The sequence below is a fragment of the Bacillus sp. 007/AIA-02/001 genome, from assembly GCF_004634455.1.
Lineage (GTDB): Bacteria > Bacillota > Bacilli > Bacillales > Bacillaceae_G > Bacillus_A > Bacillus_A cereus.
The window spans coordinates 381,096-402,047 of sequence record NZ_SEIY01000001.1; the positions used below are offsets into that span (position 1 = coordinate 381,096).

The window sequence follows — 20,952 nt, forward strand, 5'->3', positions numbered from 1 at the left end:
ATAGAGGGCTAATCATATATTTATTTAGAAAGCTGCTCGTGTATCTTTTGAACGAGGGAGCTCACATCATTTGTTTGAATATGTTTTATTTTTTTCCATTCGTTATCATACATAAATACAATTTGATTGTTGAAAAGACGCTTTTGTTCTTTTAGATTAGAAATTTTTGCGAAAGAGTACTCTTCAAATATTGGATTCTTACTTACATCTGGCCCATAAAAAAATAGCCTTTTGTTCGTTAAAATTAGCATTCCTGGCCTTGCGACGGAACGATAAATAAATATGTCTAATGAACATGCTGCGTAAAATAATATCGTTTCGTCAGTCGCTAATATGTTTTTAGCTTTGCTAAGTAAGGTTGTCATTGTGATCGCTCCTTTATTTTATTAACAATAATTTAATTATAACAAAAAAAGTAATATTTAGAAATTTTTATAAATTATTCTTATAAGGAGATTCCGATTTATTAATAAATGCATACTATATGAAAAGGCTGTTAAGAATGAATAGTAGAATACTTATGATTAATAAGTAATTAATCCAATATAAATGATTATCTACATTGACAAACTTAAGAGAATTCTATTATATTTAGTCATATAATACATTAAATCAATGACGGAACAAGTACGTTACAGCCCATTTATAGAGAGAAGCTTCCATATGGCTGAAAGAAGCTTTAAATGAAGGGTAACAGAAAGCTAATCCTGAGAGCAGCTAATCACTGCCGTCTTGCCACGTTACGGCACCATGAGGTGATGGATTGATTGTTATTGTAATCAATTCATAATTAGGGTGGTATCGCGAGTTAACTCTCGTCCCTTTTATAGGGACGGGAGTTTTTTATATTTAAGGAGGAAAATACAATGAAACAACTAACAGGCGCACAAATTCGTCAAATGTTTTTAGACTTTTTCCAAGAAAAAGGACATGCAGTAGAACCTAGTGCATCACTAGTTCCGCATGAAGATCCATCTCTTCTATGGATTAATAGTGGTGTAGCTACATTAAAAAAATATTTTGATGGACGTGTAATCCCACAAAATCCACGTATTACAAATGCTCAAAAATCAATTCGTACAAACGATATTGAAAACGTAGGGAAAACAGCTCGTCACCATACATTCTTTGAAATGTTAGGAAACTTCTCAATTGGTGATTACTTCAAAGAAGAAGCAATTACATGGGCTTGGGAATTCTTAACGAGCGACAAATGGATCGGATTCGATAAAGAATTACTATCAGTTACAATCCATCCAGAAGATGAAGAAGCATTCACAATTTGGAATGAGAAAATGGGCGTTCCAAAAGAGCGTATTATTCGCTTAGAAGAAAACTTCTGGGATATCGGTGAAGGACCAAGTGGACCGAATACAGAGATTTTCTATGACCGCGGAGAAGCCTACGGTAATGACTTTAGTGACCCAGAATTATATCCAGGCGGAGAAAACGAGCGTTACTTAGAAGTATGGAACCTTGTATTCTCTCAATTTAACCATAATCCAGACGGTTCATATACACCACTTCCTAAGAAAAACATTGATACAGGGATGGGTCTAGAGCGTATGACATCTATCGTTCAAGATGTGCCTACAAACTTCGATACAGACCTATTCATGCCGATGATTGGTGCAACAGAAACAATTTCTGGTGAAAAATATCGTAATGGCGATTTAGAAAAAGATATGGCATTCAAAGTAATTGCTGACCATATCCGTACAGTAACATTCGCTGTTGGTGACGGTGCTCTTCCATCTAACGAAGGCCGTGGTTATGTATTACGTCGTTTATTACGCCGCGCTGTTCGTTATTCGAAGAAATTAAACATCAATCGTCCATTTATGTTTGAATTAGTACCGGTTGTTGGAGAAGTAATGAAAGACTTCTATCCAGAAGTACTTGAAAAGAAAGATTTCATTGCGAAAGTTGTGAAGAACGAAGAAGAGCGTTTCCATGAAACACTTCATGATGGTGAAGCGATTTTAGCTGAAGTAATTGCAAAAGCAAAAGAAGAAAAAACAACTGTTATTTCTGGAGTAGATGCGTTCCGTCTATATGACACATACGGTTTCCCAATTGAATTAACAGAAGAATATGCAGAAGAAGCTGGCATGACAGTTGATCATGAAGGTTTTGAAAATGAAATGGAAAAACAACGTGAGCGTGCACGTGCTGCTCGTCAAGACGTTGATTCTATGCAAGTTCAAGGTGGTGTCCTTGGAGAAATTAAAGTAGCGAGCGAATTCGTTGGTTACGGTACAGTTGCAACAGAAAGTAACGTTGTTGCACTTGTGAAAAACGGTGAATACACAGACAGCTTACAAGCTGGTGAAGAAGGGCAATTAATGCTTGATGTAACACCATTCTATGCTGAGAGCGGTGGACAAATTGCAGACCGTGGTTACCTTCTTGCGGATGGTGTGAAAGTTCTTGTAAAAGACGTACAAAAAGCACCAAACGGCCAAAACTTGCATAAAGTTGTTGTTGAAGAAGGTACATTAACGAAAGATGCGGCTGTAAAAGCTATTATCGATACAAAAAACCGTAGTAGCGTTGTAAAAAATCATACAGCAACTCATTTACTACACCAAGCATTAAAAGACGTACTTGGAACACACGTTAACCAAGCAGGTTCTCTTGTAACTTCTGAACGTCTACGCTTTGACTTCTCTCACTTCGGTCAAGTACAAGCTGACGAATTAGAAAAAATTGAGCGTATGGTAAACGAGAAAATTTGGGAAAGTATTGATGTTGAGATTTCTCAAAAAGCAATCGAAGAAGCGAAAGAAATGGGTGCAATGGCATTATTCGGTGAAAAATACGGTGATGTTGTACGCGTTGTACAAGTTGGCGATTACAGCTTAGAGCTTTGCGGCGGTTGTCACGTTGATAACACAGCTTCTATCGGTATTTTCAAAATCGTTGCTGAGTCTGGTATCGGTGCAGGAACTCGTCGTATTGAAGCAGTAACTGGTAAGTCTGCATACGAATTAATGAATGATCAAGTAGGTTTATTAAAAGAAGCAGCAGGAAAAATGAAAACAAATCCGAAAGATATTTTAACAAGAGTTGATGGTCTATTTGCTGAAGTGAAACAACTGCAAAAAGAAAATGAATCTCTTGCTGCGAAATTAAGCAATATCGAAGCTGGAAACTTAACTGATTCTGTAATGACAGTTGATGGTGTGAATGTATTAGCAGCGAAAGTAAATGTTGCAGATATGAATAACTTACGTACGATGATGGATGATCTGAAAAATAAATTAGAGTCAGCAGTTGTTGTATTAGCGTCTGTTAATGACGATAAAGTAAACATCCTAGCAGGTGTAACGAAAGACTTAATTAGCCAAGGTTACCATGCTGGTAAACTTGTGAAAGAAGTAGCTTCTCGTTGCGGCGGTGGCGGTGGCGGCCGTCCTGATATGGCACAAGCAGGCGGTAAAAACCCAGCTCAAGTCGAAGAAGCTTTAGCATTTGTACAAGAGTACGTTAAATCTGTTTCAAAATAAAGAGATAGTAGTGTACAATGGTAGGGAGAGGAGAAGTTCTTCTCCCTATACTTACTATATAAGTGAGGTGCTTGAAATGGACGGTTTTGATAAAACAATGAAGTTTAGCATTCAAGATGAAAAACAGAGTGTCCATGTAAATGATGTACTTTTAACTGTGTATGATGCACTTCAAGAAAAAGGCTATAATCCGATTAACCAAATCGTCGGTTATTTATTAAGTGGAGACCCAGCATACATACCTCGCCATAAAGATGCACGTAGCATCATTCGCAAGCTTGAACGTGATGAGTTAATTGAAGAGCTTGTGAAGTCTTACTTGAAACATCATCGTGAGGAGTAGTTTATGCGGATATTAGGTTTAGATGTAGGTACAAAAACAGTCGGAGTTGCAATTAGCGACGAAATGGGCTGGACAGCACAAGGATTAGAAACAATTAAGATTAACGAAGAACGAGGTCACTTTGGTTTTGATCGTATTTCTGAGTTAGTAAAGCAGTACAATGTGGACAAGATAGTAGTAGGTTTACCTAAAAATATGAATGGTACAATTGGCCCGCGTGGTGAAGCGTGCCAACAATTTGCAGAAAACCTACGAGAGCTGTTACAATTAGACGTTGTAATGTGGGACGAGCGTTTGTCAACAATGGCAGCGGAACGTCTGCTCATTTCAGCCGATGTAAGCCGTAAGAAGCGAAAGCAAGTAATTGATAAGATGGCTGCAGTCGTAATCTTACAAGGATTTTTAGATAGTAAATAAGAGGTGACCAAAATGGAAGAAAATCAAATTACAATTGTAGACGAAAAAGGTAACGAACATTTATGTGAAATTATTTTCACTTTTGACGCTGAAAAATTTGGAAAAAAATCATACGTAGTCTTCTCTCCAATCGGTGAAGTAGACGAAGATGGAGACCAAATTTATGATGCAATGGCTTATGAGCAAAATGAAGAAGAGGGCGGAACTTTACTTCCAATCGAATCTGAAGAAGAGTGGGAAATGGTACAAGAAATGTTCAACACTCTAGCTGATGAGCAAGAAGCTGAATAATAAGTACTGAAAAGATGGACGACATACAGTCCATCTTTTTTTGTATTTATATGTAAAATGAAAGATTTTTTGTCGAAACTGTGTAAGTCTTTGTAGTATAATGAGACGGATTGTAGAAAAATAAAGTGTCAATTAAAAAAGATAAGTGAATTTTTTGCGTTTTTACATCGTGCTGTATAGAAAGGTGTACATACGGTCTACAATTAAGTAAGGAGGAAATGTTTTGATAGAGAATCAAGTGAAAAAGAAGCGTAGACGTATCTTTTTATTTTCGATTATTGCACTGCTTTTAGTTTGTGGTTCAGTCTATGCGTATATTTCATCCGCATTAGGACCAGTTGATAGCGGGAATAAAAAAGAGATTGAAGTAGAAATTCCGAAAGGATCATCTACAAGTAAAATTGGAGAAATTTTAGAAGAAAAAGGCGCTGTAAAAAACGGTACAGTTTTTAGTTTTTATACAAAGGCTAAATCGAAAAGTTTACAAGCAGGTACATATTTATTAAATCCTTCAATGAATGCTGAAGATGTGATTGAACAAATGTCATCTGGCAACGTGCATCGTCCAGCTCTTTATAAAGTGACGATTAAAGAAGGGGCGCAAGTAACTGAAATTGCAGAAACGATTGCGACAGAACTAAAGTGGAATAAAGATGATGTTACGCGTCAATTAAACGATAAAGCATTTATTCAAAAAATGCAGCAAAAGTATCCGAAGTTATTAACGGATAAAATCTTTGATAGCAATATTAAATACCCATTAGAAGGTTATTTATATCCTGCAACGTATTCGTTTTATAAGAAAGATACGACGTTAGAAGAAATTGTAATTCCAATGCTTGAGAAAACAAATGCAATCATTGTTCAAAATGAGGCGAAAATGAAAGCGAAGAATTGGGATGTTCATCAGCTTTTAACATTATCTTCACTTATTGAAGAAGAGGCAACTGGTTTTACAGATCGTCAAAAGATCTCTAGTGTCTTTTATAATCGTTTAGCAAAAGGTATGCCGCTTCAAACGGATCCAACGGTATTATATGCACTTGGAAAGCATAAACAACGTGTATTATACGAAGATTTAAAGGTCAACTCACCGTACAATACGTATGTTGTAAAAGGATTACCGGTAGGGCCGATCGCAAACTCTGGTAAACATTCAGTAGAAGCTGCGTTAGAACCTGCGCAAACAGATTATTATTATTTCTTAGCTGCACCAAGTGGTGAAGTGTACTATGCGAAAACATTAGAAGAGCATAATGCATTAAAGCAAAAATACATTACGAAAAAATAGTGAAATGGGGAGGGATAGCGAAAAAAGTCGCACATCCCTCTTTTTTGTGGTAAAATATATCGGGTTAAAAACTGGCAGAAGAATCGTTTTTAATATCAAAACGGGACGTACAAGCTAAGGATAAAGCTGGCTTGTATTTTTATTGCATTCTATGTGTGAAAAGACGTCATAGAGGCACTTCTCCATGTAAATAAGGAGGACCATTTATGGAGGATGCAGTTAACGAGTACCTATTATCATTTATTGATCCGAAAGATAAATTAATTCTTGAAATGGAAGAATATGCAACAGAAAATCATGTGCCGATTATGGATCGACTTGGAATGGAATTTATGCTGCAATTTTTACGTTTAATTGGACCGAAAAGCATTTTAGAACTTGGAACAGCAATCGGTTATTCTAGTATTCGTATGATGCAAGCTATTCCAAATTCACGTATTGTGACAGTTGAGCGCAATCGTGAGCGATATGAAAAAGCACTTGAATATATAGAACGTTCCCCAGTAACAGATCGTATTTCAGTTATTTACGGTGATGCGTTAGAGACAGGTGAACAAGTAAAAGAACACGGGACATTTGACGTTATTTTTATTGATGCAGCAAAAGGACAGTATCGTCGCTTTTTTGACTTATATGAACCGTTATTAAATCCTGGTGGCGTAATTATTTCAGATAATGTTATGTACCACGGTCTTGTAACGACAAAAGAGAAAATTGAAAACAGACGTACACGTGGTTTAATCCGTCGTATTAAGACGTACAATGAGTGGCTTATGAACCATGAAGGATATGATACAACGATTTTCCCAATTGGTGATGGAGTAGCTGTTAGTAAAAAGAGAGGGTGACCAAGGTATGAAGAAACCTGAATTGTTAGTAACGCCAAGAGCGGTGGCGGATATCGAACAACTTGCAAAAGCAGGAGCAGATGCGGTAATGATCGGTGAGCAAAAGTTTGGTTTACGTTTAGCAGGGGAGTTTTCACGTGAAGATGTAAAACAAGCTGTGAAGATTGCACATGAAAATGGTGTGAAAGTATACGTAGCCATGAACGCTATGTTCCACAACGATAAAGTAGAAGAATTAACAGATTACGTTTCATTTTTAAACGAAGTAAATGTAGATGCAATTGTTTTCGGAGATCCAGCGGTATTAATGGCTGTTCGTGAAGTAGCACCAAATATGCAGTTGCACTGGAATACAGAAACGACAGCAACAAACTGGTTCACTTGTAATTACTGGGGACAAAGAGGATCAAAGCGTGCTGTATTAGCTCGTGAGCTTAGCTTAGATGAAATTGTTGATTTAAAAGAAAATGCTGAAGTGGAACTGGAAGTACAAATTCACGGTATGACTTGTATGTTCCAATCGAAGCGTTCATTAGTAGGAAACTACTTTGAGTATCAAGGACGTAATCTTGACATTGAAAAGAAAAAATATGAAGAGAATATGTTCTTATATGACCCAGAGCGTAACAATAAATATCCAATTTATGAAGATGAAAATGGTACTCACATTATGAGTCCGAACGACATTTGTTTCATCGATGAATTAGAGGAACTAATCGATGCTGAAGTTGATAGCTTAAAAATCGACGGTGTACTAAAAAGCTCTGAATACATTATTGAAGTAACGAAGAAATATCGTCAAGCGATTGATTTATGCGTAGAAGATCGTGATGCATATTATGACGTGAAAGATGATCTATATAAAGAAATAGAAGAAATGCAACCAGTAAATCGTCCGTTAGATACAGGATTCTTCTTTAAAGAAACGGTTTACTAAACGAGGAGGGTGTAGGAAATGACTGTACAAGAAATTTCACGAGTGATCGATGGCAAACGTGTTATTGTGAAGAAACCTGAACTGTTAATCCCTGCGGGTAACTTAGAAAAATTAAAAGTAGCTATCCATTACGGGGCAGATGCTGTATATTTAGGTGGACAAGAATTTGGTCTTCGTTCGAATGCAGGTAACTTTACGCTAGAAGAAATGGCAGAAGGCGTTGAGTTTGCAAAGAAGTATGGAGCGAAAATATACGTAACAACAAATATCTTTGCACATAATGAAAATATGGACGGGCTAGAGGAATATTTAAAAGGGATTGAAAAAGCTGGCGTAACGGGAATTATCGTTGCTGATCCGCTTATCATTGAGACTTGTAAACGCGTAGCGCCTTCTGTTGAGGTGCATTTAAGCACACAGCAATCACTATCCAACTGGAAAGCAGCACAGTATTGGAAAGAAGAAGGTTTACATCGTCTTGTATTAGCTCGTGAAGCAAGCTATGAAGAAATGAAAGAAATTAAAGAAAAAGTGGATATTGAAATTGAAGCGTTCGTCCATGGTGCAATGTGTATCGCATATTCAGGAAGATGTACATTAAGTAACCATATGACAGCGCGTGATTCTAATCGTGGTGGTTGTTGCCAATCTTGCCGCTGGGATTATGATTTAGTTCAAACAGTATCACAACATAAAGATGCAAAAGAGCTTCCTCTATTCCAAGAAGGAGATGCTCACTTTGCGATGAGTCCAAAAGATTTAAATTTAATTTTATCAATTCCAAAAATGATTGAAATCGGAATCGATAGCTTAAAGGTAGAAGGACGTATGAAATCAATCCATTACGTAGCGACTGTAGCAACTGTATATCGTAAAGTAATTGATGCGTATTGTGCGGATCCAGATAACTTTGAGTTTAAACAAGAATGGTTAGATGAGCTTGATAAATGTGCAAATCGTGATACAGCTCCTGCCTTCTTTGAAGGGGTTCCAGGACATCAAGAGCAAATGTTTGGAAATCATAGTAAGAAAACAACGTATGATTTTGCTGGTTTAGTGTTAGATTATAATGAAGAAACGGGCATCGTAACGATTGAGCAACGTAATCATTTCAAACCAGGACATGAAGTGGAGTTCTTTGGACCAGAAATAGAAAACTTTACGCAAACGGTGGAGAAAATTTGGGATGAGGATGGAAACGAATTAGATGCAGCGAGACATCCGTTGCAAATCGTGAAATTCAAAGTGGATCAACGAGTGTATGTGAATAATATGATGCGCAAAAGCATACTTCAATAAGAAAGAGTGATAGTCGAATGGGGACGAATAAGCCTGTTGTAATTGGAATTGCTGGTGGTTCGGGATCAGGTAAAACGAGTGTAACGAAAGCGATTTTTGACCATTTTAAAGGTCATTCTATTTTAATCTTAGAGCAAGATTATTATTACAAAGATCAAAGCCATTTACCAATGGAAGAGCGTTTAAAAACAAATTATGATCATCCGCTTGCGTTTGATAATGATCTGTTAATTGAACATTTGCAGCAGTTGCTTGCATATGAGCAAATTGATAAGCCTGTATATGACTATACATTGCATACGCGTTCAGAAGAAATTATTCCGGTTGAGCCGAAAGATGTAATTATTTTAGAAGGAATTCTTATTTTAGAAGACCCACGTCTTTGCGAGTTAATGGACATTAAATTATTCGTTGATACGGATGCTGACCTTCGTATTCTGCGCCGCATGCAACGTGATATTAAAGAGCGCGGTCGTACGATGGATTCAGTTATTGATCAGTACGTAAATGTTGTACGTCCAATGCACAATCAATTTATTGAGCCTTCTAAGAAATTTGCGGATATTATTATCCCTGAAGGTGGACAAAACCACGTTGCAATTGATATTATGGTGACAAAAATTGCAACAATTCTTGAACAAAAAGTAAATTTGTAATAGCATAGTAAAAGATATACGGTAGGAAGGGATTTTTTCCCTTCTTATCGAATACAATGAAACATGCAACCTCATCTATATATAGGTGAGGGCATATTTATATCAACTTTCCATACATATCTTCTTTATATAAAGAAGAATTGGAAATACGGGGTTGTATGTGACAACTCCGCTAGTGCAAGGGTACTAGAAACCTCCGCTAACAATGGAAGCGGAGGAGTTTTCATATGGAACTCCTCTTTTTTTTCGGGGGATTGGTATATAAAAGGAGTGGAAAATATGTCAACAGAAAAAACATACCCTATGACGCAAGAGGGTAAGCAAAAACTAGAGAACGAACTTGAGCAATTAAAAACAGTAAGACGTAAAGAAGTAGTAGAACGTATTAAAATCGCACGTAGCTTCGGGGATCTTTCTGAGAACTCTGAGTACGATGCAGCGAAAGATGAGCAAGCGTTCGTAGAAGGACGTATTACACAATTAGAAAATATGATTCGTAACGCAGTTATCATTAAAGATACTGGCGAAGTATCTACTGTTGTTACATTAGGTAAAACAGTAACATTTAAAGAATTACCAAACGGAGATGAAGAAGCGTATACAATCGTAGGTAGCGCGGAAGCTGATCCATTCGAAGGAAGAATTTCTAACGATTCTCCAATCGCAAAAAGCTTATTAGGTAAGCAAATTGGTGAGAAAGTAACAATCCAAACACCAGGCGGAGAAATGCAAGTAGAGATTGTCTCTGTAAAATAAAAAAAGATTCTCCTATCGGGAGAATCTTTTTTTTCTGTCGAATGAAAAAAATTGTGTAAACCTTAGAGTGATTCGACAAAAAATGTCAAAAAAACACTTTAAGCTTTGATATCATAATTAGAGACCATAGGTTTTAAAAGGGAAAAGGGGCTAATTATGAAACATAAAATCTTTACAGGATTGGTTTGTAGTATCTCCATATTAGGACTTGCTGCATGCGGAACGAATGAAGAAACTACATCATCAAAGGGAGAAAAAGTGAAGCAAGAAGAAAAAAAGGATATTAAAGCAACTGAGAGTTCAAAAGCCTTAGAAAATCCACAAGATAAAAAGGAATTTAATGATTTTGATGTAGCGTATCAATTAGCAATTGTCATGAAAATATTTCAAGATGTAACGATTAAGTATGATTACGCAATTGGGAATCCAGATTATTTATTGCGAGATTCGATGGATCAAAAAACAATAGATGATATGAAGAATATGTTACAAGAACAGGCGAAGAATAATGATAAAATTTTAAAAGATGAAGTGAATCAAGCATATACATATTTAAAACAATTGAAAGTAAGTAATAAAGATGATATTCAAAAAATAATAGATGCACAAAATAATTATTTACATATTGTAGATAAGATGATTACTTGTATTGATTCTGTAACAGTTGAGAATGCAAAAGAAAAAAGAAATGAAATGGATAATCTTAGTAAGGATTATTTAAAAATAGCGGCTAATGTAACAACCACTGTAATTGAAGTTGCTAAAAACACTGGAGTGAATGAAACTGAATTTAGATCGCTTCTTATGAAATTTTTAGAGAAGCCAAAGAAACAATAATAGCCTTATATAATATCTGTTTTTGTTTTGGAGATTGTATAAATAAAATAGTACCTCGTCTAAACTACAATAGACGAGGTGTTTTTTATGAAAATAAAACGGAGAATTACAATTGTTTTAATTTGTTTTATGAGCGTTATGTTTGTATTGCTTTGTCGTTTAATCCAAATTCAAATTATAGATACAGAATCATTTACTGATCGCAAAATAAATTTAATTGAAAAAAGTGTTACGCAACGTACACAATCCATTACAGTAGACGATGGACGTGGGCAGTTTATAGATCGTAATGGTAAAAAAATAGGTGAGGAAAAATATCCTGTTTTAATTATTTTTCCATTTTTACAAATAAAAAATGACATGTTAGAGAAAATCGCGCATATCATTGGTGTGTCGAGACAAGAGATTAGAAGACAAATGAAAAATAATAAAAATGCATTTACACTACAAGGAGAAACTGCTCCATTTCGAGTGACACGAGAGCAGATGGAGAAGGTAAATGAATTACATGTATTAGGTATTGTAGCAGCTGAAGTGCGATTAAAACAAACTGGAGAGATAAATCATTTAATTGGTGATGTAGGGGAGAACGAAAGGGAGTTTCAAAAGCGATATGGAGAATTGAAAAGAATCTCAAAACAAACGCCGATAGGTATTTCAGGATTACAGCAATCATTTGATGAATTTCTATTGACTGATGGAGAGGCAAAAGTATTATATCAAGTAGATCGGCAAGGAGAACCAATTTTCGGAAAGCAAGCGAAATACACTTCACCAGGAAATCCATTTTATCCAGTTAGGATTCAAACTACTTTACATAAAGAGTTGCAGCAAAAAGCAGAAGAAGTGATTGAAGCGAATGAAATAAAGAAGGGGGGACTAGTATTACTTGATGTAAAGACAAATGAAATATTAGCGATGGCTAGTAAGCCGTCTTTACAAGTAAGGGATGAGAATTTATATAAAACTACACTTGAAAATCAAATGTTAACGCCACATTTTCCAGGCTCTGTTTTTAAAACAGTAGTTGCAGCTGCAGTCATTGATCAAAAAGTAAATTTGTTTAATCGGACATTTAACTGTAATAAAGATTTATATGGTGAAAACGACCCGCAAGTTAGGATGGGTACACTTAACTTTAAAGAGAGCTTTGCTAGGAGCTGTAACAGGACATTTTCCGAGTTAGGTAACGAGCTATTACAAAAGGATAAGACGGTGCTAGAAACATACGTAGCAGCTTTAGGAGCAAATGAAAAGGTTGGATGGAAAGGTTCTGTATTTCATACACCTCATTTTGAGCAAATGCCAGAAGAAAAGGGTACTACTATTTGGGGGAATGAAGAAAATAAAAAGAGTAAAAAAGCGGTAGAACAAACAGCAATTGGACAGAAAGATGTACGTATATCACCTCTAGCAATTGCAAATATGATGGCGACGATTGCGAGGAATGGAGAAAAGATGGAAGTGAAAGCAGTTGAAAAAATAGTATATAAAAATGGAGCGGATTTTTTTACATTTGAGAGCCATACGTTAAATGGAAAACAGCTTTCGTATGAAACAGTGAAAACATTACAAGAGTTATTAAGAGGCGTTGTAACAAGGGAGAAAGGAACAGGAACGGCATTCCGTTCGTTGCCACTAAGTGTCGCTGGAAAATCCGGGACAGCGCAAACAGGGAAAGGGACGAGGGTGAATCGCTGGTTTGCAGGTTATTTTCCGTATGAGAATCCAAGATATGCTTTAGTTGTTGTTGATCTAGAGACTGATAGCAAAGTGAATAAAGTTACACCTATTTTTAAAGATATGGTAGGAGCAATCTATCAATTGGAGAATGAAAAGTAATCTTGCAATTTATAGTGAAATGTCTTCATTTCATGAAAATATCATTGTAAATGTTCAACCTTTCTAGATTTAATGTTACAATAGCAATTAGGAAAAACTGCATGGAGGTTTGGAGAATGGCAGGAGGATCAAGATTCCAACAGAAACAACAAAAACGTCGTCAAAACGGTGTTTTAAATATTGCAATCGCTATTGTATTACTATTAGTAGCTATTGTAGCATATCAATTGTTCGTTCCTAGTACGAAAGAGCAAGCATCTTCTACTGATAAGAAAGTCTCTCAACAAACAACAAAGAATGAGAAAGCTGGAAAATCAGAAGATAAAGAATCTGCTAAGAAAAAAGAAAAAGAACAAGAGCAAGCAGAAGCTAAGAAAAAAGCTGAAGAAGAGAAGCTAAAGGCTGAAGAAGAACAGAAAAAAGCTGAAGAAGAAGCGAAAGCTAACGAGAAAGTATCAGCTGAGAAAACTGTATCTAAGGCAAAAGAGGCGTATACAAAACCTTCTTGGAAAGCTGTAGGAACAGAACAAGGTTCATCACCAGCGATGACGTTTAAACAGGGTTCATCAGATTGGAATGAGATGCAAAGTGCAATTGCTGCAGGTGTTGAAGTACCAAAAGAGCAATTAGTATTCCATTTTGTTGGAAGAGACAAAACTGGAAAGAGCAAAGCTTATGGTGATGTTCAAGATAAGCAAAGTGGGAAAAGATATTATGTAAATATTGATTGGGTAGACAATGAGGGCTGGAAACCAGTACTTGTTCAAACTCTAAACTAAAAAAGAGAGGCTCCTTAGGAGCTTCTCTTTTTTGTTAACGCAATTTCTTTAATTTAAAATGAACAACCGCGCTATAATACGGTCTTTTACTTTCAGGATCCATAACCATTTGATGTGAGATGTGATGAACTTCAAGCATAAGTGCTTTATTATTATCAATTTGTTCACTAATTTTTCGTTCTAAAGAAGCTAAGTCTCCCGCTTCAAAAAACTCTACTTTATCTTCTAACATTTCAAAGGTAAATGACATGAAGACGGCCCCTCTCCTATGTAATCAACTATAGTGTAACAAAGAAAAGAAGGAAATACCATGTACATTTCAATTGACATTTTTAGAAAGAGGGAATATCATACTGATAAAACCGATAAGAAAAAGGGGAATTTTTATGGGTACAGAATTTAATGGTTTATTTGATGAGTGGGCTCATACGTACGACTCATTTGTACAAGGCGAAGATATACAATATAAAGAAGTTTTCGCCCATTATGAGGACATTCTAGAGGATGTAGTTAACAAGTCATTTGGTAATGTATTAGAATTTGGTGTCGGTACAGGTAATTTAACAAATAAATTATTACTTGCTGGCCGCACAGTTTACGGTATAGAACCGTCGCGTGAAATGCGCATGATTGCAAAAGAGAAATTGCCAAAAGAATTTTCAATTACAGACGGTGATTTTCTTTCGTTTGAAGTTCCAAATTCAATTGATACCATTGTAAGCACCTATGCATTTCATCATTTAACAGATGATGAAAAAAATGTAGCGATTGCGAAGTATAGTCAATTGCTAAACAAAGGTGGTAAAATAGTGTTTGCTGATACGATATTTGCAGATCAAGATGCATATGATAAAACTGTTGAAACAGCAAAACAAAGAGGTTTCCACCAGTTAGCAAACGATTTGCAAACGGAATACTATACACGTATTCCAGTTATGCAGACTATTTTTGAAAACAATGGCTTCCATGTAACGTTCACGAGATTAAATCATTTCGTTTGGGTAATGGAGGCAACTAAGCAATAGAAAGAGGGATTAGATTGAGAATTGCTGTAATTGGAGCAATGGAAGAAGAAGTACGTATTTTACGTGACAAATTAGAACAAGCAGAGACAGAAACGGTTGCAGGTTGTGAATTTACGAAAGGGCTATTAGCAGGGCATGAAGTAATCTTGTTAAAGTCTGGTATTGGTAAAGTAAACGCAGCGATGTCAACGACAATTTTATTAGAAAAATATAAGCCTGAAAAAGTAATTAATACTGGTTCAGCTGGTGGCTTCCATCATTCTCTAAACGTTGGTGATGTAGTTATTTCCACTGAAGTTCGTCACCATGACGTAGATGTAACAGCATTTAACTATGAATATGGTCAAGTACCAGGAATGCCGCCTGGATTTAAAGCTGATGAGGCGTTAGTTGCATTAGCTGAGAAATGTATGCAGGCTGAAGAAAATATTCAAGTTGTAAAAGGTATGATTGCAACAGGTGATTCATTTATGAGTGATCCGAACCGCGTTGCAGCCATCCGTGATAAATTTGAAAATCTTTATGCGGTAGAAATGGAAGCAGCAGCTGTTGCACAAGTATGCCACCAATATGAAATTCCGTTTGTTATCATTCGCGCACTTTCTGATATTGCTGGTAAAGAATCAAATGTTTCATTTGATCAGTTTTTAGATCAAGCAGCTCTTCATTCTACAAACTTTATCGTAAAAGTGTTAGAAGAGTTAAAGTAATGTAACAAAAAGGCAACTGTCTCATATAAAGAAAATACATACAGTTGCCTTTTCTTTATTGGCAAACAAGGGGGAGAACACGATGAATGTATATCGTGGAGTTCATGAGTTAATTGGTCATACACCAATTGTAGAAATTACTCGTTTTTCACTTCCGAAAGGAGTCCGTTTATTTGCAAAGCTTGAATTTTATAACCCAGGCGGAAGCGTTAAGGATCGTTTAGGAAGAGAATTAATCGAAGATGCGCTAGAAAAAGGGCTTGTGACCCAGGGTGGAACAATTATTGAACCGACTGCTGGGAATACTGGTATTGGACTGGCACTTGCAGCATTAGAACATGATTTACGTGTTATTGTTTGTGTACCAGAGAAATTTAGTATTGAAAAACAAGAATTAATGAAAGCACTAGGTGCAACGGTCGTGCATACACCGACTGAGCAAGGAATGACCGGTGCAATTGCTAAAGCAAAAGAGTTAGTAAATGAACTACCGAATTCATACTCTCCAAGTCAGTTCGCAAATGAGGCAAATCCTCGTGCATATTTTAAAACACTAGGACCTGAACTGTGGGACGCATTGAATGGAGAGATTAACATATTTGTTGCTGGAGCAGGAACTGGCGGTACGTTTATGGGGACTGCATCTTATTTGAAAGAAAAAAATATAGATATTAAAACAGTTATCGTAGAGCCAGAAGGATCTATTTTAAATGGTGGTAAGGCTGGTTCACATGAGACCGAAGGAATTGGACTGGAATTTATCCCGCCATTTTTGAAGACATCTTATTTTGATGAAATTCATACGATTTCTGATCGAAATGCATTTTTACGAGTGAAAGAATTAGCGCAAAAAGAAGGACTTCTCGTTGGGAGCTCTTCAGGAGCAGCATTTCATGCGAGCTTACTGGAGGCCGAGAAGGCAGCACCAGGTACAAATATTGTAACGATTTTTCCTGATAGTAGTGAGCGCTATTTAAGTAAAGACATATACAAAGGATGGGAATAAAAAATGAGAGCAAAGACAAAGTTAATTCATGGTATTCGCATAGGAGAACCTTCAACTGGATCTGTAAACGTACCGATTTATCAAACAAGTACGTACAAACAAGAAGCAGTTGGTAAGCATCAAGGATATGAATATTCACGTACAGGTAACCCAACACGTGCAGCTTTAGAAGAAATGATTGCTGTATTAGAAAATGGGCATGCTGGATTTGCATTTGGTTCAGGAATGGCTGCTATTACAGCGACAATTATGTTGTTCTCAAAAGGTGACCACGTTATTTTAACAGATGATGTTTATGGCGGAACATACCGCGTTATTACGAAAGTATTAAACCGTTTCGGTATTGAGCATACATTTGTAGATACAACAAACTTAGAGGAAGTTGAAGAAGCGATTCGTCCAAATACGAAAGCAATTTATGTGGAAACACCAACGAACCCACTACTAAAAATTACTGATATTAAGAAAATATCTACTCTTGCTAAAGAGAAAGACCTATTAACAATTATTGATAACACATTCATGACGCCATATTGGCAGTCGCCGATTTCTTTAGGAGCAGATATTGTGCTTCATAGTGCAACGAAATATTTAGGAGGTCATAGTGATGTAGTTGCAGGTTTAGTAGTTGTAAATAGCCCACAACTAGCAGAAGATCTTCACTTTGTACAAAACTCAACAGGAGGTATTCTTGGGCCACAAGATAGCTTCTTACTACTTCGCGGTTTAAAAACATTAGGAATTCGTATGGAAGAACATGAAACGAATTCACGTGCTATTGCTGAGTTCTTAAATAATCATCCAAAAGTAAATAAAGTATATTACCCAGGTCTTGAATCACATCAAAATCACGAATTAGCAACAGAACAAGCAAACGGGTTTGGTGCTATTATCTCATTTGATGTAGATAGTGAAGAAACATTAAATAAAGTACTTGAGAAACTACAATACTTTACACTTGCTGAAAGCTTAGGAGCGGTAGAAAGTTTAATTTCTATTCCATCTCAAATGACACATGCATCAATCCCAGCTGATCGCCGCAAAGAATTAGGAATTACAGATACATTAATTCGTATTTCTGTCGGTATTGAAGATGGTGAAGATTTAATTGAAGATTTAGCACAAGCGCTAGCATAATAAAAAATGCACTGCTCTATATTAGCAGTGCGTTTTTTTATTACGTCTATTTTGTGAAACATTTCACAAAATAGACATACACAAACGAAATGATTTCATGTATATTGAATTCAGGAAACGTTACTCACGAACAAACTTGTGAAACTTTTCACAAACAATGAAATTCATGTAGGAAAGCATCTCTATTTTTTTGTGTTAATTGGGACTTATTTTGACCTACAGGGACATATAAGGACCGTAATAGTAGAATAGGAGGAAATTCACATGGTAGTCAAAGAGAAAGTTGTAAATGAAATGCAGGAAGTAAAAAAGATGATTGATACGCTAGTAAATAATGGTCAACAAGCTTTACAAGCATTAGAAAGTTTTACACAAGAGGAAATTGACAACATTGTTCATGAAATGGCATTAGCAGGTGTTGATCAACATATGCCGCTAGCAAAATTGGCAGTTGAAGAAACTGGCCGTGGTGTATATGAAGACAAATGCATTAAAAATATTTTTGCCACTGAATATATTTGGCATAGTATAAAGCAAGATAAAACGGTAGGGATTATTCACGAAGATCCTCATGAAGAAATAATAGAAATCGCGGAACCTGTCGGTGTAGTAGCTGGAGTAACACCAGTAACGAATCCAACGTCGACAACAATGTTTAAAGCGTTAATTGCGATAAAAACAAGAAATCCAATTATTTTCGCATTTCATCCTTCCGCACAAAAATGTTCTGTGGCAGCAGCGAAAACCGTATATGATGCAGCGATGAAAGCTGGTGCACCAAAACACTGTATTCAATGGATTGAAAGACCGTCTGTTGAAGCGACGAAACAATTGATGAACCATGATGGTGTAGCACTCGTTCTAGCAACTGGAGGCGCTGGTATGGTGAAATCAGCTTACTCTACTGGAAAACCAGCGTTAGGCGTTGGTCCTGGTAATGTACCGTGTTATATAGAAAAATCAGCACATGTAAAACGAGCTGTTAATGATTTAATTTTATCAAAAACATTTGATAACGGTATGATTTGTGCATCGGAACAAGCAATCATTGTCGATAAAGAAATTTATGATGATGTTAAAACAGAAATGATTGAAAACAGTTGTTACTTTGTAACAGAAGAAGAAAGAAAAAAATTAGAAAAGCTCGTTATAAATGAAAATACATGTGCAGTAAATAGTGATATTGTAGGGAAATCCGCACAGTATATTGCCGATTTAGTTGGGATCACTGTTCCTGGACATACAAAAATGCTTGTAGCTGAAATTCAAGGTATCGGAGCAGCATATCCGTTATCCCGTGAGAAACTGAGTCCAGTATTAGCTTGTGTGAAGGCAAATTCATTAGAAGAAGGATTTACATATTGCGAAGAAATGTTGAACCTCGGTGGTTTAGGACATTCAGCAGTTATCCATTCTACAAATAAAGATGTGCAAAAGCAATTTGGGTTACGTATGAAAGCTTGCCGTCTCATTGTAAATGCACCTTCATCACAAGGTGGAATAGGGGATATATATAATGGATTTATTCCATCACTTACACTTGGTTGTGGTTCATACGGAAAGAATTCAGTTTCCCAAAATGTAACAGCGACTCATTTATTAAATATAAAAAGGCTGGCAAATAGAAAAAAGAATATGCAGTGGTTCAAACTGCCACCAAAAATTTATTTTGAAAAACATGCTACAGCTTATTTAGCAAATATGCCTAACATTTCACGTGCATTTATTGTAACGGACCCCGGAATGGTTGAACATGGCTATGTCGATACAGTCGCGCACTATTTAAACAAGAATGCAAATGATGTGAAAGTTGAAGTTTTCTTTGAGGTCGAACCAGATCCATCAGATGAAACTGTTTTCAAAGGTGCGGAAATGATGAAAAGCTTTAAGCCAGATGTAATTATCGCACTTGGTGGTGGTTCAGCTATGGATGCAGCAAAAGGAATGTGGTTATTCTATGAGCATCCAGAAACGACATTCTATGGTATTAAACAGAAATTTTTAGATATAAGAAAACGTACATGTAAATATCCGGAATTAGGAAATAAGGCGCAGTTTGTTGCGATTCCAACGACATCAGGAACGGGATCAGAAGTGACACCATTTGCGGTTATTACAGATAAGAAAAATAATATAAAGTATCCGCTCGCAGATTATGAATTAACACCAGATGTAGCAATTGTTGATCCACAATTTGTAATGACAGTACCACCACATGTAACAGCAGATACTGGTATGGATGTTTTAACACATGCAATTGAGGCGTATGTGTCTGTTATGGCAAATGACTATACAGATGGATTAGCATTAAAAGCTATTGATCTCGTATTCAAATATTTACCGAGAGCATATAAAGATGGAAATGATGAAGAAGCAAGAGAAAAAATGCATAACGCTTCTGCAATTGCAGGGATGGCATTTGCAAATGCTTTCCTCGGTATTAATCACAGCTTAGCACATAAGATTGGACCAGAATTCCATATTCCGCACGGACGCGCAAATGCCATTCTAATGCCGCACGTAGTCCGCTATAATGCTATTAAGCCAAGAAAACACGCATTGTTCCCAAAATATGAGCACTTTGTGGCAGATGAAAGATATGCACATATAGCGAGAATGCTCGGGCTTCCAGCAAGTTCGGCAGCAGAAGGGGTGGAATCACTCGTCCGAGCAATTATTGAGCTTGGAAAAAGCTTAAATATTAATATGAGTATTGCGGGACAAGGAGTCGATAAAGAGCAATTTGAAGAGGTTGTTGGAGTATTAGCAGAAAGAGCTTTTGAAGATCAATGTACAACTGCTAATCCAAAGTTACCGCTTATTTCAGAGCTGAAAGAAATTTATATGGAAGCATATAAAGGTGAATAATGATAAAAAAAGAGCCGCAGTAAAAGCGGCTCTTTTTTTATTGGAAAACATCTCCCAGAATGGCTGTATTTACTGGTCTTTCAGTTTCATAGAATATGATACAGTGAAATGGAGGAGTGAGAATATAATGAAAGAATTAAAAGGAAAAATAGAAGATTATACTCGGTTTGGACAAATGCTTCTCGCTGTAAGTACATTGTTAATGGTTGGCTTATTGATTCCGAGTGGAGCAAAAGAGACAATCCAATTTTTTGTTATGATGGGGAGCATCGTTATATTTTTAAGCTTATCGTTCTTTTTCTTTCAGCGTGTGAAAGTGATGCGTGACCAGCTAGAGGAAAATGAATGTGAATAATATTGTTAACTAGAGCGCAGCGAAAAGAAAAAATCTTTTTGTCGCG

General features: G+C 36.3%; 21 protein-coding genes and 1 other annotated feature. Of the genes, 19 read left to right on the top strand and 2 right to left on the bottom strand.

Features of this window, described 5'->3' with window-relative positions; all coding sequences use genetic code 11:
* Window positions 1–20: 20 nt before the first annotated feature.
* Entirely contained in the window at window positions 21–365 is a 345-nt protein-coding gene (locus tag ES895_RS02005) for a PH domain-containing protein (RefSeq protein WP_000209584.1), read from the bottom strand.
* 241 nt (window positions 366–606) lie between these two features.
* Window positions 607–826, top strand: a binding site (T-box leader).
* Between the two features lie 40 nt (window positions 827–866).
* On the opposite strand from ES895_RS02005, the gene alaS reads away from it, so the two are divergent.
* The 13 genes from alaS (at window position 867) to ES895_RS02070 (ending at window position 13,805) form a co-directional block, all read left to right on the top strand.
* Window positions 867–3,509 carry an alanine--tRNA ligase gene (gene alaS / locus ES895_RS02010; protein ID WP_000811831.1) on the top strand — a complete coding sequence of 881 codons (2,643 nt, stop codon included), beginning with the start codon at window positions 867–869 and terminating at the stop codon, window positions 3,507–3,509.
* Between the two features lie 76 nt (window positions 3,510–3,585).
* Complete coding sequence (locus tag ES895_RS02015; RefSeq protein WP_000348590.1) at window positions 3,586–3,852, top strand: IreB family regulatory phosphoprotein; 267 nt, start codon at window positions 3,586–3,588, stop codon at window positions 3,850–3,852.
* Window positions 3,853–3,855: 3 nt separating this feature from the next.
* Window positions 3,856–4,269, top strand: coding sequence for a Holliday junction resolvase RuvX (gene ruvX / locus ES895_RS02020; protein WP_001221193.1), 414 nt, complete (start codon window positions 3,856–3,858; stop codon window positions 4,267–4,269).
* Between the two features lie 12 nt (window positions 4,270–4,281).
* Entirely contained in the window at window positions 4,282–4,560 is a 279-nt protein-coding gene (locus ES895_RS02025; RefSeq protein WP_000392247.1) for a DUF1292 domain-containing protein, read from the top strand.
* Window positions 4,561–4,783: 223 nt separating this feature from the next.
* On the top strand, window positions 4,784–5,851 hold the full coding sequence (mltG, locus tag ES895_RS02030) for an endolytic transglycosylase MltG (RefSeq protein ID WP_000572137.1): 1,068 nt from the start codon (window positions 4,784–4,786) through the stop codon (window positions 5,849–5,851).
* 206 nt (window positions 5,852–6,057) lie between these two features.
* A complete protein-coding gene (locus ES895_RS02035) occupies window positions 6,058–6,699 on the top strand; it encodes an O-methyltransferase (protein WP_000389102.1) in 642 nt (213 codons plus the stop codon).
* 7 nt (window positions 6,700–6,706) lie between these two features.
* Window positions 6,707–7,636 carry a peptidase U32 family protein gene (locus tag ES895_RS02040; protein WP_000742807.1) on the top strand — a complete coding sequence of 310 codons (930 nt, stop codon included), beginning with the start codon at window positions 6,707–6,709 and terminating at the stop codon, window positions 7,634–7,636.
* A gap of 18 nt (window positions 7,637–7,654) precedes the next feature.
* Window positions 7,655–8,935, top strand: coding sequence for a peptidase U32 family protein (locus tag ES895_RS02045; protein WP_000217974.1), 1,281 nt, complete (start codon window positions 7,655–7,657; stop codon window positions 8,933–8,935).
* Between the two features lie 17 nt (window positions 8,936–8,952).
* On the top strand, window positions 8,953–9,591 hold the full coding sequence (gene udk / locus ES895_RS02050; protein ID WP_000537078.1) for a uridine kinase: 639 nt from the start codon (window positions 8,953–8,955) through the stop codon (window positions 9,589–9,591).
* 279 nt (window positions 9,592–9,870) lie between these two features.
* Window positions 9,871–10,347, top strand: coding sequence for a transcription elongation factor GreA (gene greA, locus ES895_RS02055; RefSeq protein ID WP_000102591.1), 477 nt, complete (start codon window positions 9,871–9,873; stop codon window positions 10,345–10,347).
* A gap of 156 nt (window positions 10,348–10,503) precedes the next feature.
* On the top strand, window positions 10,504–11,184 hold the full coding sequence (locus tag ES895_RS02060; protein WP_098619329.1) for a hypothetical protein: 681 nt from the start codon (window positions 10,504–10,506) through the stop codon (window positions 11,182–11,184).
* 87 nt (window positions 11,185–11,271) lie between these two features.
* Window positions 11,272–13,026: a peptidoglycan D,D-transpeptidase FtsI family protein gene (locus tag ES895_RS02065; RefSeq protein WP_061138943.1), complete on the top strand. Its 1,755-nt coding sequence runs from the start codon at window positions 11,272–11,274 to the stop codon at window positions 13,024–13,026.
* Between the two features lie 116 nt (window positions 13,027–13,142).
* Window positions 13,143–13,805, top strand: a complete 663-nt coding sequence (locus ES895_RS02070; RefSeq protein WP_000897099.1) for a YrrS family protein — start codon at window positions 13,143–13,145, stop codon at window positions 13,803–13,805.
* Window positions 13,806–13,839: 34 nt separating this feature from the next.
* Here ES895_RS02070 and ES895_RS02075 read toward each other — a convergent pair whose 3' ends face one another.
* Entirely contained in the window at window positions 13,840–14,055 is a 216-nt protein-coding gene (locus ES895_RS02075) for a YrzA family protein (RefSeq protein ID WP_000010984.1), read from the bottom strand.
* Window positions 14,056–14,191: 136 nt separating this feature from the next.
* On the opposite strand from ES895_RS02075, the gene ES895_RS02080 reads away from it, so the two are divergent.
* From ES895_RS02080 to ES895_RS02105, 6 genes are all read left to right on the top strand, one after another.
* Window positions 14,192–14,830, top strand: a complete 639-nt coding sequence (locus ES895_RS02080) for a class I SAM-dependent methyltransferase (protein WP_000536315.1) — start codon at window positions 14,192–14,194, stop codon at window positions 14,828–14,830.
* A gap of 14 nt (window positions 14,831–14,844) precedes the next feature.
* The gene (gene mtnN, locus ES895_RS02085) at window positions 14,845–15,540 is read left to right on the top strand and encodes a 5'-methylthioadenosine/S-adenosylhomocysteine nucleosidase (protein ID WP_001217024.1); all 696 of its coding nucleotides are present in this window, start codon (window positions 14,845–14,847) and stop codon (window positions 15,538–15,540) included.
* Window positions 15,541–15,622: 82 nt separating this feature from the next.
* On the top strand, window positions 15,623–16,546 hold the full coding sequence (locus ES895_RS02090; protein WP_001103881.1) for an O-acetylserine dependent cystathionine beta-synthase: 924 nt from the start codon (window positions 15,623–15,625) through the stop codon (window positions 16,544–16,546).
* A 3-nt stretch (window positions 16,547–16,549) separates the two neighbouring features.
* A complete protein-coding gene (locus tag ES895_RS02095) occupies window positions 16,550–17,683 on the top strand; it encodes a bifunctional cystathionine gamma-lyase/homocysteine desulfhydrase (RefSeq protein ID WP_001201908.1) in 1,134 nt (377 codons plus the stop codon).
* A 264-nt stretch (window positions 17,684–17,947) separates the two neighbouring features.
* Window positions 17,948–20,551 (top strand): bifunctional acetaldehyde-CoA/alcohol dehydrogenase, encoded by a 2,604-nt coding sequence (gene adhE / locus ES895_RS02100; RefSeq protein ID WP_000260500.1) that lies wholly within the window; start codon window positions 17,948–17,950, stop codon window positions 20,549–20,551.
* A 127-nt stretch (window positions 20,552–20,678) separates the two neighbouring features.
* The gene (locus tag ES895_RS02105) at window positions 20,679–20,906 is read left to right on the top strand and encodes a YrhC family protein (RefSeq protein WP_000661265.1); all 228 of its coding nucleotides are present in this window, start codon (window positions 20,679–20,681) and stop codon (window positions 20,904–20,906) included.
* Window positions 20,907–20,952 lie beyond the last annotated feature (46 nt).

What these genes read in the sequence shown, in the direction of transcription:
- ES895_RS02005 (WP_000209584.1), bottom strand. Translation starts at nt 365, where the DNA reads ATGACAACCTTACTTAGCAAAGCTAAAAACATATTAGCGACTGACGAA.
- alaS (WP_000811831.1), top strand. Translation starts at nt 867, where the DNA reads ATGAAACAACTAACAGGCGCACAAATTCGTCAAATGTTTTTAGACTTT.
- ES895_RS02015 (WP_000348590.1), top strand. Translation starts at nt 3,586, where the DNA reads ATGGACGGTTTTGATAAAACAATGAAGTTTAGCATTCAAGATGAAAAA.
- ruvX (WP_001221193.1), top strand. Translation starts at nt 3,856, where the DNA reads ATGCGGATATTAGGTTTAGATGTAGGTACAAAAACAGTCGGAGTTGCA.
- ES895_RS02025 (WP_000392247.1), top strand. Translation starts at nt 4,282, where the DNA reads ATGGAAGAAAATCAAATTACAATTGTAGACGAAAAAGGTAACGAACAT.
- ES895_RS02035 (WP_000389102.1), top strand. Translation starts at nt 6,058, where the DNA reads ATGGAGGATGCAGTTAACGAGTACCTATTATCATTTATTGATCCGAAA.
- ES895_RS02040 (WP_000742807.1), top strand. Translation starts at nt 6,707, where the DNA reads ATGAAGAAACCTGAATTGTTAGTAACGCCAAGAGCGGTGGCGGATATC.
- ES895_RS02045 (WP_000217974.1), top strand. Translation starts at nt 7,655, where the DNA reads ATGACTGTACAAGAAATTTCACGAGTGATCGATGGCAAACGTGTTATT.
- udk (WP_000537078.1), top strand. Translation starts at nt 8,953, where the DNA reads ATGGGGACGAATAAGCCTGTTGTAATTGGAATTGCTGGTGGTTCGGGA.
- greA (WP_000102591.1), top strand. Translation starts at nt 9,871, where the DNA reads ATGTCAACAGAAAAAACATACCCTATGACGCAAGAGGGTAAGCAAAAA.
- ES895_RS02060 (WP_098619329.1), top strand. Translation starts at nt 10,504, where the DNA reads ATGAAACATAAAATCTTTACAGGATTGGTTTGTAGTATCTCCATATTA.
- ES895_RS02065 (WP_061138943.1), top strand. Translation starts at nt 11,272, where the DNA reads ATGAAAATAAAACGGAGAATTACAATTGTTTTAATTTGTTTTATGAGC.
- ES895_RS02070 (WP_000897099.1), top strand. Translation starts at nt 13,143, where the DNA reads ATGGCAGGAGGATCAAGATTCCAACAGAAACAACAAAAACGTCGTCAA.
- ES895_RS02075 (WP_000010984.1), bottom strand. Translation starts at nt 14,055, where the DNA reads ATGTCATTTACCTTTGAAATGTTAGAAGATAAAGTAGAGTTTTTTGAA.
- ES895_RS02080 (WP_000536315.1), top strand. Translation starts at nt 14,192, where the DNA reads ATGGGTACAGAATTTAATGGTTTATTTGATGAGTGGGCTCATACGTAC.
- ES895_RS02090 (WP_001103881.1), top strand. Translation starts at nt 15,623, where the DNA reads ATGAATGTATATCGTGGAGTTCATGAGTTAATTGGTCATACACCAATT.
- ES895_RS02095 (WP_001201908.1), top strand. Translation starts at nt 16,550, where the DNA reads ATGAGAGCAAAGACAAAGTTAATTCATGGTATTCGCATAGGAGAACCT.
- adhE (WP_000260500.1), top strand. Translation starts at nt 17,948, where the DNA reads ATGGTAGTCAAAGAGAAAGTTGTAAATGAAATGCAGGAAGTAAAAAAG.
- ES895_RS02105 (WP_000661265.1), top strand. Translation starts at nt 20,679, where the DNA reads ATGAAAGAATTAAAAGGAAAAATAGAAGATTATACTCGGTTTGGACAA.